At 58.4% G+C, this 16,932-nt stretch carries 16 protein-coding genes, 1 tRNA gene and 1 pseudogene; 6 read left to right on the forward strand and 12 right to left on the reverse strand.

What is annotated here, in order from left to right:
- The first annotated feature begins 4 nt into the window (after window positions 1-4).
- Entirely contained in the window at window positions 5-2,584 is a 2,580-nt protein-coding gene (valS, locus tag HMPREF1531_RS00230) for a valine--tRNA ligase (protein ID WP_016667875.1), read from the forward strand.
- Between the two features lie 151 nt (window positions 2,585-2,735).
- Here the strand turns inward: valS and thrC are convergent, their stop codons facing one another.
- Window positions 2,736-4,175 (reverse strand): threonine synthase, encoded by a 1,440-nt coding sequence (gene thrC, locus HMPREF1531_RS00235; RefSeq protein WP_016667876.1) that lies wholly within the window; start codon window positions 4,173-4,175, stop codon window positions 2,736-2,738.
- A 64-nt stretch (window positions 4,176-4,239) separates the two neighbouring features.
- Here thrC and HMPREF1531_RS00240 point away from each other — a divergent pair, with 64 nt between their 5' ends.
- Together HMPREF1531_RS00240 and HMPREF1531_RS00245 are read left to right on the forward strand one after the other, a co-directional pair.
- The gene (locus HMPREF1531_RS00240) at window positions 4,240-4,527 is read left to right on the forward strand and encodes a hypothetical protein (protein WP_016667877.1); all 288 of its coding nucleotides are present in this window, start codon (window positions 4,240-4,242) and stop codon (window positions 4,525-4,527) included.
- Window positions 4,524-5,165 carry a hypothetical protein gene (locus HMPREF1531_RS00245; RefSeq protein WP_016667878.1) on the forward strand — a complete coding sequence of 214 codons (642 nt, stop codon included), beginning with the start codon at window positions 4,524-4,526 and terminating at the stop codon, window positions 5,163-5,165. The genes HMPREF1531_RS00240 and HMPREF1531_RS00245 overlap by 4 nt, the downstream gene beginning before the upstream one ends.
- A gap of 9 nt (window positions 5,166-5,174) precedes the next feature.
- On the opposite strand, the gene HMPREF1531_RS00250 is transcribed toward HMPREF1531_RS00245, so the two are convergent.
- The 8 genes and pseudogenes from HMPREF1531_RS00250 to tig form a co-directional block, all read right to left on the reverse strand.
- Window positions 5,175-5,486, reverse strand: a complete 312-nt coding sequence (locus tag HMPREF1531_RS00250; protein WP_016667879.1) for a hypothetical protein — start codon at window positions 5,484-5,486, stop codon at window positions 5,175-5,177.
- A complete protein-coding gene (locus HMPREF1531_RS00255) occupies window positions 5,486-5,782 on the reverse strand; it encodes a YbaB/EbfC family nucleoid-associated protein (RefSeq protein ID WP_016667880.1) in 297 nt (98 codons plus the stop codon). Before HMPREF1531_RS00255 ends, HMPREF1531_RS00250 begins: the two co-directional genes overlap by 1 nt.
- 24 nt (window positions 5,783-5,806) lie before the next feature.
- Window positions 5,807-7,075 (reverse strand): ATP-dependent Clp protease ATP-binding subunit ClpX, encoded by a 1,269-nt coding sequence (gene clpX / locus HMPREF1531_RS00260; RefSeq protein WP_016667881.1) that lies wholly within the window; start codon window positions 7,073-7,075, stop codon window positions 5,807-5,809.
- Window positions 7,076-7,165: 90 nt separating this feature from the next.
- Window positions 7,166-7,843 (reverse strand): ATP-dependent Clp protease proteolytic subunit, encoded by a 678-nt coding sequence (locus tag HMPREF1531_RS00265; RefSeq protein ID WP_016667882.1) that lies wholly within the window; start codon window positions 7,841-7,843, stop codon window positions 7,166-7,168.
- A gap of 8 nt (window positions 7,844-7,851) precedes the next feature.
- Window positions 7,852-8,421 (reverse strand): ClpP family protease, encoded by a 570-nt coding sequence (locus HMPREF1531_RS00270; RefSeq protein ID WP_051123386.1) that lies wholly within the window; start codon window positions 8,419-8,421, stop codon window positions 7,852-7,854.
- Window positions 8,422-8,613: 192 nt separating this feature from the next.
- A pseudogene (locus tag HMPREF1531_RS14345) lies at window positions 8,614-8,736 on the reverse strand (class II aldolase/adducin family protein); the annotation flags it as partial.
- 193 nt (window positions 8,737-8,929) lie between these two features.
- Window positions 8,930-10,036, reverse strand: a complete 1,107-nt coding sequence (locus HMPREF1531_RS00275; protein ID WP_016667884.1) for an AI-2E family transporter — start codon at window positions 10,034-10,036, stop codon at window positions 8,930-8,932.
- An 89-nt stretch (window positions 10,037-10,125) separates the two neighbouring features.
- Window positions 10,126-11,595 carry a trigger factor gene (tig, locus tag HMPREF1531_RS00280; protein ID WP_016667885.1) on the reverse strand — a complete coding sequence of 490 codons (1,470 nt, stop codon included), beginning with the start codon at window positions 11,593-11,595 and terminating at the stop codon, window positions 10,126-10,128.
- Between the two features lie 134 nt (window positions 11,596-11,729).
- On the opposite strand from tig, the gene HMPREF1531_RS00285 reads away from it, so the two are divergent.
- Both HMPREF1531_RS00285 and HMPREF1531_RS00290 read left to right on the forward strand, forming a co-directional pair.
- A complete protein-coding gene (locus tag HMPREF1531_RS00285; protein ID WP_016667886.1) occupies window positions 11,730-12,329 on the forward strand; it encodes a GNAT family N-acetyltransferase in 600 nt (199 codons plus the stop codon).
- A gap of 27 nt (window positions 12,330-12,356) precedes the next feature.
- Window positions 12,357-12,432 (forward strand) — tRNA-Pro (locus HMPREF1531_RS00290).
- A gap of 424 nt (window positions 12,433-12,856) precedes the next feature.
- Here the strand turns inward: HMPREF1531_RS00290 and HMPREF1531_RS00295 are convergent.
- From HMPREF1531_RS00295 to HMPREF1531_RS00300, 3 genes are all read right to left on the reverse strand, one after another.
- Window positions 12,857-13,213, reverse strand: coding sequence for a hypothetical protein (locus HMPREF1531_RS00295; protein ID WP_156860114.1), 357 nt, complete (start codon window positions 13,211-13,213; stop codon window positions 12,857-12,859).
- A 1,161-nt stretch (window positions 13,214-14,374) separates the two neighbouring features.
- Entirely contained in the window at window positions 14,375-14,677 is a 303-nt protein-coding gene (locus HMPREF1531_RS13760; RefSeq protein ID WP_016667889.1) for a hypothetical protein, read from the reverse strand.
- On the reverse strand, window positions 14,674-15,921 hold the full coding sequence (locus HMPREF1531_RS00300; protein WP_198010952.1) for an MFS transporter: 1,248 nt from the start codon (window positions 15,919-15,921) through the stop codon (window positions 14,674-14,676). Before HMPREF1531_RS00300 ends, HMPREF1531_RS13760 begins: the two co-directional genes overlap by 4 nt.
- 87 nt (window positions 15,922-16,008) lie before the next feature.
- Here HMPREF1531_RS00300 and HMPREF1531_RS00305 point away from each other — a divergent pair, with 87 nt between their 5' ends.
- Window positions 16,009-16,614 carry a TetR family transcriptional regulator gene (locus HMPREF1531_RS00305; protein WP_016667891.1) on the forward strand — a complete coding sequence of 202 codons (606 nt, stop codon included), beginning with the start codon at window positions 16,009-16,011 and terminating at the stop codon, window positions 16,612-16,614.
- Window positions 16,615-16,932 lie beyond the last annotated feature (318 nt).

The raw sequence follows: 16,932 nt of genomic DNA on the forward strand, positions 1-16,932 counted from the left end.
AGCCATGACTTCTGCACCCAACCAGTCCGCCCCGGCCGTCGCTGATTCCTGGCAGGTGCCAGAATCCCCGAAATTGGAGGGGCTTGAAGACAGGTGGGCGCAGCAGTGGCGTGCCGACGGAACCTTCACTTTCCAGCGCCCGCAGGGAAGGGAGCAGGTCTTCTCCATCGACACCCCTCCCCCGACGGTTTCAGGCTCCCTGCACGTCGGGCATGTCTTCTCCTACACCCACACCGATATTGTCGCCCGTTACCAGCGTATGCGGGGCAAACACGTCTTCTACCCCATGGGTTGGGACGACAACGGCCTACCTACCGAGCGGCGGGTTCAGAATTATTATGGGGTGCGTTGTGACCCGTCGATTCCCTACGATCCGGATTTCATTCCTCCGGCCAAGCCGGATCCCAAGCGTCAGCTCCCGGTCTCACGGCGCAATTTCATCGAACTCTGTCACGAGTTGACCGCTGTCGATGAGCAGGCCTTCGAGGGTCTGTGGCGTCGCTTGGGCCTGTCGGTCGACTGGGACACCTTGTACACCACCATCTCGGACGAAGCCCAGACAGTCGCTCAGCGGGCCTTCCTACGCAACCTCGCCCGTGGTGAAGCTTATCTGTCGTTGGCCCCCACTATGTGGGATGTCACTTTCCAGACCGCAGTTGCCCAAGCGGAGTTGGAGGCCAGGGATTATCCCGGCTTTTACCACGCCCTCACCTTTCACCGTCCCGACGGCGGCACGGTGATCATCGAGACCACACGCCCCGAGTTATTGGGGGCCTGCGTAGCGCTCATCGCCCACCCAGACGACGAGCGCTACCAGCCGCTATTCGGCAGCACGGTCACCACCCCGGTCTTCGAGGTTGAGGTGCCGGTGCTCGCCCACAAGGACGCCGAGCCCGACAAGGGGTCGGGCATCGCCATGTGCTGCACCTTCGGTGATCTCACCGATGTCACCTGGTGGCGCGAGCTTGATCTGCCAGCCCGCACCATCATTGGGCGCGACGGGAGAATTCTGCGCGAGACCCCCGAATGGATCACCAACCAAACCCTCTGGGAGGCAATAGCTGGGAAGACAACCTTCTCCGCACGGGAGGCCACCGTGGCCATGCTGCGTGAGCGTGACGAGATGATCGGCGATCCCCGTCCGACCACACGCATGACGAATTTCTACGAGAGGGGCGACAAACCCCTGGAGATCGTCTCCACCCGCCAGTGGTATCTCACCAACGGTGGACGCGATTCCCAGTTGCGTGCCGAGTTGCTCGCCCGCGGCGAAGAACTCGAGTGGACTCCCGAGCACATGAGGCACCGCTACGCGAACTGGGTAGGCGGGCTCAACGGCGACTGGCTCATCTCACGCCAGCGCTTCTTCGGAGTTCCCTTCCCGGTGTGGTACCCACTTGATGCTTCTGGCGAACCAGACCACGACCACCCGATCATTCCCACCGAGGAGATGCTGCCGGTTGACCCGGCATCTCAGCCTGCCCCAGGGTACACCGAGCAGATGCGCGGGATGCCCGGCGGGTTCATCGCCGACCCGGATGTGATGGACACGTGGGCCACTTCCTCCCTGTCCCCACAGATCGCCTGCGGATGGGAACGCGACAAGCAGTTGTGGCAACTCACCTTTCCCATGGACATCGCTCCCCAGGCCCACGACATCATTCGCACTTGGTTGTTTTCCCGCGTGGTGCGCTCACACCTTGAAGAGCAGCAGCTTCCTTGGCACCGGGCGACAATCTCCGGTTTCGTCGTTGATCCGGATCGCAAGAAGATGTCGAAATCCAAAGGCAACGTGATCGTTCCCACCCAGATTCTCGACAAATTCGGGGCCGACGCGGTGCGCTGGCGTGCTGCCATGGCCCGCCCGGGAACCGATTCCCCCTTCGACGAATCCCAGATGAAGGTCGGACGTCGCTTGGCGATGAAAATACTCAACGCATCCCGGTTCGCCCTCAACGATTCGGCTCCGGTCGATCCCTCAGCGATCACCGAGGCCGCCGATCTGGCCATGCTGGCGTCCCTTCGCGAGGTCATTGCCCGAGCCACCGAGGCCTTCGAAGAATTCAACTACACCGACGCCCTGGAGACAATCGAACACTTCTTCTGGACCTTCTGTGACGACTACGTGGAATTGGTCAAGCAGCGTTCCTACGGGGCCCGGGGCGATGCCCCGGCTGCATCGGCGAGGGCTGCCCTCCAGTTGGCGCTGTCAGTGCATTTGCGGCTGTTCGCCCCGTTCATGCCTTTCGTCACCGAGGAAGTGTGGAGTTGGTGGCAGCCGGGATCGGTGCACCACGCCGACTGGCCCACCGTCGATGAGTTGCCAGACGGTGGGGATAGCGCGCTATTGGCAGATGTGTCCAATGTACTGATGGGAATCCGCGGCGCGAAATCCCAAGCAAAGGTTAAACAGCGCACCGAGGTGACAAGGGCGACCGTGTCTGCTCCGCAGGATAGCGTGAAACGATTGCATACTGTGCTCGATGACCTGAAGGCAGTGGGCAACATCAGCGGCGCCCTTGACCTGGTCGCCTCCGAGGGCGAGATCCATATCGACGTAGAATTGGCGCCCGCCGCTCGGTGAGACCCGGCACCATGAGGTCACCGTGTCACAGGAGAACCTCTTGGCTGTGCACCGATCAACTACTGGCGCATCGCATTACCGGTTGCCTATGGCTGTGCTGGAGTCGCAACCATAGGCAGTGTTGTTTGTTACCTTGTACCTGAGTCCGGGTTCAGCCCAGTTGTTCGATGATGTGGGCCTTGACCGCCTCGGGGTCATTGGGTAAATCAACAACGCGACGCGGTTGGTCCATGACGTCCTTGAAGCGCTCCGGAACTGGGGGCATCACCCCGACGGCCTCAATGATGGTGTCGGCGAATTTCACCGGCAACGCAGTCTCCAGCACCACGATCGGGCTGTGAATCTGTCCTGCCAGGTGATGAGCGACGTGGATGCCGTCGGCGGTGTGCGGATCAACCAGAATGCCGCAGTCACACCACAGTCCCCGGATGGTCTGCACCCGGTCGGCGTGGGTCGAGTTCCACGAGATGAATCCGTAACGCTCGGCCAGGTTCTGGAAAGCTTCGGTGCGACGCAGCGAGAACCGGCCATGAGCACTCAACTGGGTGTCGAATAGGTCGGTGGTGATCTCGGGTTTGCGCCCCATGAGGTCGTGTACGAAGCGTTCAAGATTCGATGCTTTCGATATATCCATCGACGGTGATGAGGTCGCTGCGACTTCCTGACTGGCGCGAACCCGGTAGCGACCGGTGGAGAAGAATTCATGGAGCACGTCGTTCTCGTTGGTGGCCAGCACCAGACGATCGATGGGCAGACCCATTTCCCGGGCGATATGTCCGGCACAGATGTCACCGAAATTGCCAGAGGGCACGGCGAAAGAGATCTTCTCCTCGTTGGAGCCGGTCATCTGCAGGTACAGGGCGACGTAGTAGACCACTTGGGCCAGCAGCCGAGCCCAGTTAATAGAGTTGACCGCGCCGATCGAGTACCTGGCCTTGAACGCGACATCCGCATTCACCTTCTTCACCGCATCCTGGCATTCGTCGAAAACCCCGTCGAAGGCGATGTTGTGGATGTTGGGGTCCTTGAGCCCGAACATCTGTGCTTGCTGGAAGGGAGTCATCCGTCCAGCTGGAGTCAGCATGAAAACCTGCACCCGCTCACGACCACGCATGGCGTACTCGGCAGAGGAGCCGGTGTCACCCGAAGTGGCCCCCAGAATCGTGAGGCGACGGTCTCTGCGAGTCAGTTCATACTCGAACAACTCGCCCAGCAGGGCCATGGCCATATCCTTGAATGCAGCCGTCGGGCCATTGGAAATGTGGCCGATCCACAGTTGGCCGTCGCCGATGCGCGAGACCCCCACCACTTGGGTGGAACCAAAATTTTCGGCATCGTAGGCACGACGGCAGATGCCGAGCAGATCATCGGAATCGATGTCGTCGACATAGAGGGAGATGACCCGGTGGGCCAAGGCAGCATAGCCTTCCCCAGCCAGCACCCGACGCCATTCGTCCAGCAGGTCACCGTTGACCCGCGGATAGGAGACAGGCAGGTACAGCCCGCCGTCAGCGGCGAGACCTTCGAGAAGGATGTCGCAGAAGGAATGGGTCGGTCCGTTGGATGGGGCGCGGGTCGACAAATATTTCACGTCTGCAGCCTATAGTGCTGACACGCTCTGTGAGTAGGGTGTGTCGTGTGATGGGAGGGCATCAATGATCGAAATCAGTTTCTCCCCGGCCCAGATGTCGGGGGTTGCCGAGCGTCTGCAGGCCATGTCCACAGATGCAGCCGACTCCTTGTCCCCCACTGCCCCCGAGGCCACCAAGAACAACACCACCGCGATGTCGTCGGTGACATCGGTCTATTCGACCGCTGCCCAATCCGCCAATTCCACGGTCGCGGAAGCCGCTGGTGCCCTGGTTCGCACCGCTGAGGACTATGCCCGGATTGAGGCCGATGCCGTCGAGATGATCAACCAAGTCTTGAAAGAAATGCAGTGACCGCCACCCCGCTTGTCACCGAGCTGCAACGCTGGCATGACAAGATGACCGTCGAGGTCATGCTGATCTTCGACTACGACGACCAGTGGGAAACCATCATCAAACTGGCCGATCGGCAGAGCAACGACGAGCAGGCTGCACTGGAAGCCGAACAGGTGAGACGACAATCCCAACAACTTGCCGGGTTGGCCGAGGGACTCAACCGGGTTCCGAGCGAAGTTCCCGATTGGCAGGGCGCATCCCGGATCGCGTTCGATAACACGATGAACCTGCTGAGCCGCAGGATCCGTGAGCTTGCGGAGATCGGGGAGGATTCCAACCAACTGCTGGAAGCCGCGCAGAAATCCCACAAGGCAGTGGATGATCTGTTCTTGGATCTCGTGCAGGATTCGGTGAAACATGCTGAACGGTCGCTGTCCATCGCCCGTTCCATGGCCGCCATGACCAACGGGGCCTCGCTGACCGACTGGGTTATCTCCAACTTGAACCAAGTCTCCCGCCTGGTTGGTCAGCTGAAATCGGCGGTGGCCCGGGTTGAGGACCTGAGCGATGAGGTGGACGAGTTGATGAACACGTTGTCCAAAGACACCACGAGAATCGATTCCGAACTGACGCAGTTGCGGGAGCGGCTTCACTGAAGGATCGGTTCACTGCTCCCTGCTGTGGATACGAGAACGGGTGCGAGCGATGTCTGCCTCGAAACCGTCGATGAGAGAATCAAATTCCTGGGTGCGAGCATTGCGCTCGGCCATCATGCGATCTACCGAATCTTCCGGTGCCTGGGCAATGCTCAGGGCACGGTTGACGGCCTGTACGATGCCCTCTCCTGCGGCGACCGGGTCGATGTGGGTGTCCATCCTGACATTGGTCACACGCAACGATTCGGTGACCGTGGCACGAACCATCGAATCGTCGCTGCGCCCAACGAAGGTTCGTGGCTCCGGTTGCCAGTCCGGCATCACAGACCTCCCATGAGCAACGCACGCAACTGGGGATTCAAACCAGGAAGATCCGCCATCGCACGAGCGGTCTCGTCCCGGGCCACATCCAAGCTGCGCTGCACGGATTCAGTGGCCGATGAGGACAAATCATAGGCGTCCTCGGGGTTGCATACCTCAGCATTCAGCAGACGCCCTTCGGCATCGACGCGCACGGTGACGGTCCCATCCCTGGATGTCGCTTCGTAGCAACGAGATAGAATCTCGGCCAGTTCGTCAAACTCGGCCTCGCTCTGCCGATCGGATCCAGACCTCACCGCCGTTCACCTCCCCATGCCAGACTACGCGGATAATTCGGTGCGCTGAAGCTCGTCCCTGCTCACCAGGGTGGGTTGGGCTCCCCCGGTGACTGCTTCGGCGGTCACCACAACCTGACCGATCTCGGAGTCCCCGGGGACGTCGTACATGACATCAAGCAGGGTCTCCTCCAAGATCGAACGCAGACCCCGGGCACCGGTCCCTCGTTCGAGGGCCTTCGCAGCAATGGCACTCACTGCCTCATCAGTGAACTCCAACAGGACGTCGTCGATCTCGAAAAGCTTGGTGAACTGCTTAGTCAAGGCATTGCGCGGTTCGGTGAGTATGCGCTCCATGGCGGCCAGGTCAAGCTGCGGCACCGTCGCGATCATCGGAAGCCGTCCGATGAACTCGGGGATCAGACCGAATTTGTGCAGGTCCTCGGGCTGAACACCAGCGAATGGGTCGTCACCCCGCTCGACACGCTGGGTGATGTCGGCGGTGAACCCGAGAGGACGTTTCCCGACCCGGGAGTCGATGATGTCCTCAAGACCTGCGAATGCCCCACCGACGATGAACAAGACATTGGTCGTGTCGATCTGGATGAATTCTTGGTGCGGGTGCTTACGACCGCCCTGAGGAGGAACCGATGCGACCGTTCCTTCAAGGATTTTCAGGAGCGCCTGCTGCACCCCTTCACCCGATACGTCCCTGGTGATCGACGGGTTCTCGGCCTTGCGTGCCACCTTATCGATCTCGTCAATGTAGATGATGCCAGTCTCGGCCTTCTTCACGTCGAAGTCGGCGGCCTGCAGCAGCTTGAGTAAAATGTTCTCGACGTCTTCGCCAACATAACCAGCCTCGGTAAGAGCCGTGGCATCAGCCATAGCGAAGGGCACATTGAGCAGCCGCGCCAGGGTCTGGGCAAGGTAGGTCTTGCCACAGCCGGTCGGACCGATCAGCAGCACATTCGATTTGGCGAGCTCAACATCCTCATCGCGGCGCACCTCACCGGCGCGAACCCTCTTGTAGTGGTTGTAGACCGCCACGGACAGGACCTTCTTCGCCTTGTCCTGGCCGATGATGTATTCATCGAGGAAAGCTCGGATGCCAGCCGGAGTAGGCAGATCGTCGGTGCGGCCCGAGGATGCGGGGCCCTCAGAGAGCTCCTCCTCAATGATTTCGTTGCACAGGTCGATGCACTCATCGCAGATGTACACCCCAGGACCCGCGATCAGCTTCTTGACCTGCTTCTGCGACTTGCCGCAGAAGGAACACTTGAACAGGTCACCGCTCTCACCGATGCGCGCCATCGCCCCTCCTCGTGGAAAAAGTGTTCGTGGGGAGACCACCGACTCCAACCTTATCGCGTGATGAGGCTGGAGCGGTGGTTCTGAGGTGGGTCACTTCGCGTCAGACAAAGAAGTCAGGATGTCGTCGATCAGTCCGTATTCGACGGCCTCGTCGGCCGTGAAGAATTTGTCTCGGTCGACGTCGTTGTGGACCCTGTCGACATCCTGGCCGGTGTGGTCGGAGAGCATTTGCTCCATCAGGGAGCGAATGCGCAGGATCTCATTGGCCTGGATCTCCAGATCGGAGGACTGCCCGTAGGAGCCCTCACCACCCATCGCCGGCTGGTGGATCAGGATGCGCGAATTCGGCAAAGCCAAACGCTTACCCTTGGTCCCCGCTGCCAAGATGACCGCAGCCGCTGAGGCGGCCTGCCCCAAGCACACCGTCTGCACATCAGGCTTGATGTACTTCATGGTGTCATAGATCGCAGTCATCGCGGTGAAGGAGCCACCGGGAGAGTTCAGGTAGATCGATATCTGACGCTCGGAATCCATCGACTGCAGACATAGCAACTGAGCCATGACCGCATTGGCGATCTCATCGGTGATCGGGGTGCCGAGGAAGATGATGCGCTCCTCGAACAGTTTGGTGTACGGATCGACCCGGCGCACGCCGTAGCTGGTGCGTTCCTCCCACTGGGGGATGATGTAGTCCATCACTGGATCGGCACCGGCTGTGCCGTAGGGCATCCGGGGCAGATTCGTCCCGGCAATCGGATTGGGAATCATGGTGTGCCTCACTGGTTCGGTGCGTCGGGATTGGTCATCTGCGACGCGCGTTCGAAGACATGATCGATGAAGCCGTACTCAAGAGCTTCGGTGGCGGTGAACCAGCGGTCACGGTCGGAGTCCTTGGTGATCTGCTCGACGCTTTGACCGGTCTGCTCGGCAATCAGCTTCGCCATCTCCTTCTTCAGGTGCACCAACTGCTCGGCCTGGATTGCGATGTCCGAAGCCGCGCCGCCGATACCACCGGAGGGCTGGTGCATGAGGATCCGGGCGTGCGGCAGAGCGTAGCGCTTGCCGGGGGCGCCTGCGGACAGCAGGAACTGGCCCATCGACGCAGCCAAACCCATGGCCACGGTGGACACGTCATTGCTGATCCACTGCATGGTGTCGTAGATCGCCATGCCGGCGTAAACCGAACCACCAGGGGAATTGATGTAGAGATAGATGTCGCGCTCCGGGTCCTCCGCATTCAACAGCAGCATCTGGGCACAGATGGCATTGGCGTTTTCGTCGCGGACCTCGGAACCGAGGAAAACGATCCGGTTCGCTAGCAACGACTGGTAGACGTTGTCCGTCATTCCGACACCGGAGCCGACAGCAGGGGCTGCCAGAGCAGGACTCAAGGATTGATTCACGCAGACGAATCTACAAGCCCCGGGTGCCAAACCGAAGGAGACCGGCCGCAGTTCGCCCTTGGCCGATGCCAGCCGAGCAGCTCCCGGGCCTGGGAATCGGTGAGCTGCCACCCAGTTCATCCACGCGAGTCGAGCGGGTTTTTCTAGCTCTTCTGCGGTGTTGACCGCATCGTCAAGATCCCCACCGCCCATCAGACAGCCGTGGCGGGCCAGCACCAGAACCTTGTGGCCCACAGCCGCGGAGGTGATCTCGTCGACGACTTCAGTACCTCCCGGATGAAATCAGGGGCCGGGCAGGTCATGACGTACCGGGCATTGATCGGCCTATCGCCCGGTCAAGGTCTTCAGCGATAGGTCTCCAGCCACCCAAGCCTGGCCGCGAGGGTCTACTCACAGCCAATCCAGCCGTCGTAGTGGCAGTCGATCAGCCCGGTGGAACCACTCATCCTGATCAGTCGCGGAGTCCCTCGGCTTCGGCCTCCATGCCCTTCAGGTCACTGGAGATCATGGAATCGATCCACTTGGCATCCGGGTCGATGTCGACGAGCAGCGACTTGCACAGCAGAGTCAACGGCAGGGCGAGCAGGGTTCCCAGGGCACCAATCACCCCAGTCCACAGCAGCAACGAGATGAACGAGATTGTCGGGGTGATACCCACCGATTCCCCAGTGAACCGCGGTTGGATGATCGACTGGACGACGAAGTTCAGCACCGAGTAGATGACGATGACAGCAACGGCTGTCTGCCATCCATTGGCGAATAAGGCAACCAGAGCGGGAGGAACCAAGCCGATGACGAAGCCGATGTTGGGGATGTAATTGGTGAGGAAGCTGAACAGGGCCCACACCAGAGCCAGTGGTACCCCCATGGCCGCAACCGCAATGCCGTCGAGGATCGCCACGATGAGACCAAAGATCGTCGTGACCGCCCAGTAGCGCCGCACGCCTCGGGCGAAGATGAGGAACCCTTCCAGCATCCGGGGGCGCTCCTCCTCCAGGAGCCGTAGCCGACGTTCCATGGCAGGAGTATCCATGGCCATGAAGATGATAGCGGCCAGGATGACGGTGATCACTCCGACCGTGCCAGAGGCCCCGGTAAGCAGCGAGGTCGCTGCCGTCGTGGCGGCCCCCAGCAACCGTGAGGGGTCAAAGGTGGAGATGAACTGATTGAAGGCCGAGGAATCCAGACCGAGCCTTGCGGAGAGGTCGATCACCTGCTGGTACATGACCGAGAATTGGGAAGCGTAGCGGGGAAGAATGTCGATCATCTCGGTGATCGACCAGATCATCCCAATGACGATGGCCAGCAAGATGGCGTAGACCGACAGGGTGATAATGACCGCTGACAACCAGGAAGGGGTGCCCTTGCGGACCATCCAGGTGTGCATCGGGTAGATGGTGATCATCAGGTTGAGAGCCAAGAAGGTCGGCCCGATGACACTCGCGAACTCCCGCAGGGCGAACAACAACACCAAACAGGCTGCCAGGCCGATCATGACGGTATTGAACCGTGGCCTCGGCACCCACGAGTGGGATTCGGGAACAAATATGTCGCTCATGGAGTCTCCCCTCGTCAGCATGGATCCGCAATCACCAGCGGGCCCCTGCAGATGCGCAGGAGGCCCGCTGGGTCAAGGTCATCGAGGTATCAGGCCTCGGCCTCGTCGGTCTTCTTGGCTGTCGTCTTCTTCACCGGAGCCTTCTTGGCAGGCTTGGCATCGGCCTCCTCCTTAGCAGGCTTGGTGGCCTTCTCGGCTTCGTCGCTGTCCTCGGCCGGGGCCAAGGTGCCATCTGACTGAAGCCTGGAAACGAAGACCTCCTCGCCATTGGCATCGACAATGGTGACCGAGCTCACCAGCTGGCCCAGCGCCTTGCCACGACGGGCCTCTTCCATCCACTCGGCAGCATGGTTGTGCTCCATCATGTGCTGGAGCTCCTGTTCGGGGGAGGTACCGTTCTGCTGAGCCTTGGCAAAGATCAGTTCGGTCAGTTCCTGCTGGGAGACCTGAACCTCGTTATCCTCTGCGTACTTATCGAGGATGATCTGGGAACGCAGCCCCTCCACGATGCGGTTGTTGAGAGTTTCCCAGAACTGCTCGGGAGTCTCTGCATCTTCCTCCTCGGCATCAGCCAAGTATTGCTCGAGGGTCAGCCCGGCGCGCTGCAACTGCTGCTCAATGTTCTCGCGGCGGGTTGTGCGCTCATTCTCGACCAGAGCCTCGGGCAACTCGAAGACTGTGCGGTCAACAATGTTCTGCAATACCTGTTCGCGAGCCTGGTTCGCCTGGCCGATGCGGGCCATCCGCTCGAGGTTGTCACGCAAGTCTGCATACATCTGCTCAGCGGTGTCGAATTCGGAGACCATCTGGGCGAATTCATCGTCGACCTCGGGCAGCTCCTGGTTCTGGACCTTGGTGACCTCGATCTCAATCTCGGCCTCCTCGCCACGGTTGACACCGCCGATCAAGGTCGAAGTGATGGTCTTCTTCTCCCCGGTTTTCATGCCGGTCAATGCCTCGTCCATGCCCTCAACCATGCCGCCGGCACCGATCTTGTACTGGACATCGGTGGCTTCGGCATCTTCGAGTACCTTGCCGTCTTGGCGGGCGGTGAGGTTGATGACGACGACGTCGCCAGTCTCGGCTTCTCGCTCGACGGGGGTGAGGGTTCCGAAACGCTCACGCAGCAGATTGACCCGCTCCTCGACCTCCTCATCGCTGACCTCGGCCACCGGGACCTCAATCTTCAAGTCGGTGGTGTCGGCGATCTCGAAAACGGGACGCACGTCGACCTCGGCAGTGAGCACGACGTTCTTACCGTCGTTCAACTCGGTGACATCGATCTCCGGCTGACCGAGGGGATGGATGTTGTTCTCGCTAACGGCCTCGGCGTAGAACTGCGGGAGCTGGTTGTTGATCGCTTCCTGAAGCACGACTCCACGACCGAAGCGCTGATCAATGAGACGCGGCGGCACCTTGCCCTTGCGGAAGCCGGGGATGTTGATCTGCTCGGCGATCTGCTTGTAGGCGGCCTTGATTGCCGACTCGAGTTCGTTGAAGGGCTTGTCGATGGTGAGCTTGACCCGGGTCGGGCTCAGCTGCTCGAGAGTGCTGGACACATGGTCTCCTGGAAGTTTGCGGGACACCCCGAGACGGAGTGCACGAACCGTTTGATTCTAGCGAGGACGAATAACGGCTTCCAACCCGCCCTAGCCCGGACCTCACGCGCTCGGAAGAGTCCGCGATCAAAGACATGCCTCTGCCTGCAATCCCCGGTACTAGCGTCGGAGCGGTGAGTTGCTTCCCGACGATCCGCCGCGCTATTGCCGCTGATGTCCCGACCTTATCGGAGTTGTCAGCGATCGCCTTCACCCAGGCTTTCGGGCACCTCTACGCTCCCGCAGATCTCGCGCGTTTCCTGACCGGTGCCTACAGCCAGGAATCCTATGCCGCCTTGATCGCTGACCCCACCAAGGCGCTGTGGGTGGCCGAGAGATCGGGCCAGGTGATCGGTTACGGATTGGCGGGACCCTGCAACCTTCCCCACCCCGAGGTCACCGAGGCCGACGGCGAGATCAAGCGGCTGTACCTGCTGGCCGGGCACCAGGGATCGGGAGTCGGATCGATGCTGTTCGAAACGGCTATGTCCTGGCTGCTGGCTGATGGCCCCAGAGTGCTGTGGCTCGGCGTGTGGTCGCAGAACCACGGCGCCCAGCGGCTCTACAACCGCTACGGTTTCACCAAGGTCGGCGAGTACGAGTTCCCGGTGGGTGAGCACCGGGATCGCGAGTTCATCTTCCGTCGCCCACGGGGTCAGCCCAGCGTTTGGGCGTATCCGGGAAGTTTCCACTAGACTGCAACGAGGTCGCTCGGTGACCACCGGGGCGTAGCGTAGTGGCTAGCGCGCCTGCTTTGGGAGCAGGAGATCGCAGGTTCGAGTCCTGTCGCCCCGACCATTAAATCGGCGCTCAAATCAACATCATGGAAGTCCCATGGCGTGGGTTTTTGCTTATTCTTGGTGGATCTCCTGGTAGCCAGGGCATCATCCGGCAGTCTCTGCAAACCTGGTGCTTCTTGCGCCGAGACGACGATGTCACATTGCCTGCCCGACGTGACATCGTCGGCCTGACGGAATGTGAGGCCGCCGCCAACTGCTATATCACTCGCCATTACTCTCGCTCCCAGCAGTCGTGCTTCGCCCCGCGCCCCGAGCGCTCCATCAAACGGTGGCTGGTAGCACATCGATACGCTGAGGAGGCTGGTCTCATCTTCAGGTGTGATGTAGGCCTTGTCGAAGAGCACTTGGTTGAGCATCCGCCGGATGGGGGTCGGGGGCTTTTTCCGGTAGACGGCAGCCATGTGCTGGGGGATGTCGAGGGCTTAGCCCACCAAGGCTTGCTGCTCTGTCACCTCGACATCCAGCCCTGCCATCTGCCGATCCACCCCGCGCAACTCGCGACTGATGTGGCGCTGCTCTCGCTTGAGCACGTCGAGCGGAATGGCGTCGACGTAGTGGGTGTGCAGTAGTTTCTCTCGCTCGCATTCGAGGCGGCGCTGCACGGTTTTCGCTGCCGTGAGCCGCTTGGTCGACTCCGCCGCCAGTACGTCCAGCTGCCGTCTGAGGGCGTCTCCCAGCACCTTGCCACCAATGCGTGCTGAGGTCGCCTGGCCTAGCGCGACGACACCAGCAGCGTCAGGGAGGTGGTGCCGAGGTTGCGTGAGAGGCGAGGAGGCCATCAAGCGTAGATAAACGCCACGATTGATTGTAGTTACTACAAATATTTTACTACAAACGCTCATTCACAAAAACCAATAAGTCCTGCAGGTTAACAAAACTGTCATGACTAAGCTTTCACTTTTGGTGGACATTTCATTCCGAGCATGCACCTGATAGACTTCATGCCATTCAAACAAAATTCATAAACACCCAAGAAGTCTCTGTGTATAAAAGAAAAACACCACTAGATCAACTATCCGGTAGTTGCATCTAGACCAAACTCCGATCGAAAACAACTTGAACAATCCCTTCAGATTTCACGACCCTCAACTTGCAGCGAAGCCAGATATTCGAGCCGGGGGATCTTGCTACACCTAAATCGTGGTATCAATAAATAACACCAGCAACGAGAGTCGAAAGTACCTTGTATGCATATCTCTCAAAATCGGATCAACCAAGCAGTGGCAACACGACCATACACAATGACTACCATCGCCATAGGCATCACAGCCCGCATAATACTTTTATACACTGGAGCTCAACACGACAGCGAGCAGTAAACCAGTATCGTGTTCAAATTGATGGAGTTTTGTCGGACAAATACTTGCAGAGAAACAGGGTAAAAGCTGTCCTCAACATCAAAGTTAGTTCTACCAGGAGCGCAGTGGCGCCGCGCTCCATAAACCAATATCAACGCACCCTCGGACTATCATAAAAGCATCAATGCAACTCGGCGATTACATTTGCGCCAAGTTGCGCTGATCGCTTCCTACCGTCACCAAGAAGCCATTTTAGTTCGCTGAGGTGATGCTCACCATCATCTCGGAGCCTCTTTATCTTCCAATCAGCCACACTCCACGCCACTCTTCACATACCGCATCAGTCAACGCAACGGCGAAGTCTTCATAACTAATACCGTCACTTAAAAAGACCTGCTCATGCTCCCCTGCAGGCATTTTGCTGTATCGTCCTCGGTATGGGCCGTCTGGCACATACCGAGGCGGCGGAATAAGATATGCCCATCGACATTGCTGTTCATACTGTTCCAAATAATCACGCAAATGCGCGTGGCCGATTCCTCGTGGTAAAGTGACGGCCGGGAAACCTAGCGTCTCCCAGAATCGTCGCCCATCGCCCATATGCAGGGCTCCTGCGCCGCCAACATGGACAACATAGAGCTCTCAGCTTGTATCGCGTGCAGCAACAATAGACTGATGCAGTTCGACCAGTGCTGACGCAGCGATATCCTCTCTCAGACGAATCGCATTGATCACAACGTCAATATTTTCTAGCGCGGTCGATAAACTCGTTCGGTCGTCAATAGCGACAATGCGCGAGGCATCGGCGCCGTTCGGCAATGATCGTCGTCCTTCGATATAACTCGCCTGTCGCAATCCGGCATACACCGTGACATTATCTGGCCGATGCTTAAGGACAAGACGACCAGTCCGCCCCGTAGCCCCAAGAACAAGGATGGTTTTCATGACGACAAATCCTTTCGCTGGATGACCTCAAGTGTGAGGAGCGAAATTGCTGCGATGACCAGCAGAGCAACTAACGTAAGCGTCAGAGCGCCAAACCCACCGATCACCTTACCAACCAGTGCGCCGATGCTTGCACCAATGAACAGAACGAAACCATTGATCGCCATACCGCTTCCCCGGTGCGGCGCTGCAGTCTCGCCGTACAAAATAATCATTGAGGGAATAGACAACGCAACCCCCGAAACGTAGACGATACTGGAAGCGACGATACCAAAAATCGTCTGAGCCGTGAACGTCTCTCCCAACATGCCGATCGCAGCTAGGCCGAAGCCCACCTGTGCGACACGAATTGCGCCGATGCGCTTGGCTAAAGCGCCTGCTCCTAGGCTGATAAACATCGCCGGAAGCGCAGCCAGGCGAACGAGAATGATGTTTGACGCAGCAATATGAAAACCCTCGAGATGGCGACCAATGCCACTATATAACGTCACAAACGACAACAACAGCGTAATATGGGCAACGCTGAGCAATACGATTGCCGGCCGAAACAGAAGCACGATGAGGTTACCAAACTGCTGCATCAGCGTCATCGATGGCGTGCGGTCGGGAGCTTCTGCAACAGATAAAAGGATGATCACGAAAATAATCGCGAGAGCGACGCCGCACGCAACAAAAAACCAAGACCAACTTGTACGTAGCGCTATTGTTGATGCCAGCACCTGCCCGAAAATTCCTGCTACCAAAAACGCTGCCGACATTGCGCCAATTGCTCTTGCTCTCCGCTGAGGAGCAACAGCTTCTGTTAAATACGCCAGCGCCACCGGCGCAAACCCAGAAGCAGCCACTCCTTGGAGCGCACGCAGTCCGGCCAGCATCAGAAGCGATGGTGCTCCCGAGCATAGAAGTGTTGCCATTGCAAGCACCCCGATCGACGCCGTCATCACCTTTTTACGCCCATAACGGTCTGAAATAGGCCCCCATACCAGGAACCCAACAGCATAGGTCACGCTGAAGCACGTTGATAATGCGAAGGTAGCATCAGCCCCCATCGCGATCTCGACTGGGCCAAGCAACGGAATGGCCGCATACAACTGAGTTAAGACAAATAGTGCGGCAATAACCAGGACGGAGACAGCAACTCTATCACCTGGATAGAATTCCACAGGAGAATCACCGGTTTTTTGTCCGCCTACCGCGATATGACCTCCATGACGAGGTTGTTGCTGAGGCATATCTGAAAACACCTTTCCAACGTTACCGTTGGAACTAGTGTAGTATACTAAACAATGAAGATGCAACCGCAACGTTGGAGATGAAAGTGGGAATTCCCGATGGGTTGGGATACTGAAGGCACCAAACGTAAGATCAAGGAAGCTGCGACGGCTGAGTTCGCGCAGTACGGACCTGACGGAACCACAGTCGAGCATATCGCGAAAAAGGCTGGCGTCAACAAAGAACGTGTTTACAACTACTTCGGTAGCAAACATAAATTATTCGCAACAATACTTCGCGATGAATTGGCGACAGTTGCTCAGGCGGTTCCAGCTACCTCGTTCGCGACGGAGGACATTGGCGACTACGCAGGACGCGTCTATGATTACCATTGCGAGCGACCTGAGCTCATCCGTCTTCTTCGCTGGGAAGCTTTGGTATTTGACAATGAAGTACCAGAAGAAGACCTGCGTAGAACATTCTACTACTATAAAACTGCCGCCGTCCTTGAAGGTCAGAAGGCGGGAGTAATCACCAAAGATATTGATGCCGCACAACTGATGATGTTTATACTCTCGATCGCAGGCTGGTGGTCAACTGTTCCTCAAGTCGCGCGTATGCTATGTGGGCCACCTTCCAAGGAGGAACATGCCAGGCGGCGGGCAGCTGTCATCCAAGCTGCCCGCCGCCTGGCTGCACCAGAAGCAGAGGGATCCGCAAAATGACATCACGGAGGTAGGACCTACCGAAGGATGATCGCAATGAAATTAAATTTCCTTGAAATGAGGATAATTCACAAATCCAAGGCCGCTTAACCCACAATCCAACCAACAGATCCAAGATGCGAAGCATAAAGGAAAAGGTGAGCCTCACGACAAAAAGCGTGCTGGGCACGACTTCCGCTTGCTTGCATCAACGCATATGAAAACGAGGTCAATAGCGAGCGTCGCTACCACAAGCCAGCAGTAACAACGAGCGACGCAGGAATATATCGATTACTGGCCCGGAATGCCAGCAAGCACATCAATGAATGCAGCAGCACC

The organism is Propionibacterium sp. oral taxon 192 str. F0372 (assembly GCF_000413315.1).
Lineage (GTDB): Bacteria > Actinomycetota > Actinomycetes > Propionibacteriales > Propionibacteriaceae > Brooklawnia.

What these genes read in the sequence shown, in the direction of transcription:
- valS (WP_016667875.1), top strand. Translation starts at nt 5, where the DNA reads ATGACTTCTGCACCCAACCAGTCCGCCCCGGCCGTCGCTGATTCCTGG.
- HMPREF1531_RS00240 (WP_016667877.1), top strand. Translation starts at nt 4,240, where the DNA reads ATGATCGAAATCAGTTTCTCCCCGGCCCAGATGTCGGGGGTTGCCGAG.
- HMPREF1531_RS00250 (WP_016667879.1), bottom strand. Translation starts at nt 5,486, where the DNA reads ATGCCGGACTGGCAACCGGAGCCACGAACCTTCGTTGGGCGCAGCGAC.
- clpX (WP_016667881.1), bottom strand. Translation starts at nt 7,075, where the DNA reads ATGGCGCGCATCGGTGAGAGCGGTGACCTGTTCAAGTGTTCCTTCTGC.
- HMPREF1531_RS00265 (WP_016667882.1), bottom strand. Translation starts at nt 7,843, where the DNA reads ATGATTCCCAATCCGATTGCCGGGACGAATCTGCCCCGGATGCCCTAC.
- HMPREF1531_RS00270 (WP_051123386.1), bottom strand. Translation starts at nt 8,421, where the DNA reads ATGACGGACAACGTCTACCAGTCGTTGCTAGCGAACCGGATCGTTTTC.
- HMPREF1531_RS00275 (WP_016667884.1), bottom strand. Translation starts at nt 10,036, where the DNA reads ATGAGCGACATATTTGTTCCCGAATCCCACTCGTGGGTGCCGAGGCCA.
- HMPREF1531_RS00285 (WP_016667886.1), top strand. Translation starts at nt 11,730, where the DNA reads ATGCCTCTGCCTGCAATCCCCGGTACTAGCGTCGGAGCGGTGAGTTGC.
- HMPREF1531_RS00295 (WP_156860114.1), bottom strand. Translation starts at nt 13,213, where the DNA reads ATGGCCTCCTCGCCTCTCACGCAACCTCGGCACCACCTCCCTGACGCT.
- HMPREF1531_RS13760 (WP_016667889.1), bottom strand. Translation starts at nt 14,677, where the DNA reads ATGAAAACCATCCTTGTTCTTGGGGCTACGGGGCGGACTGGTCGTCTT.
- HMPREF1531_RS00305 (WP_016667891.1), top strand. Translation starts at nt 16,009, where the DNA reads ATGGGTTGGGATACTGAAGGCACCAAACGTAAGATCAAGGAAGCTGCG.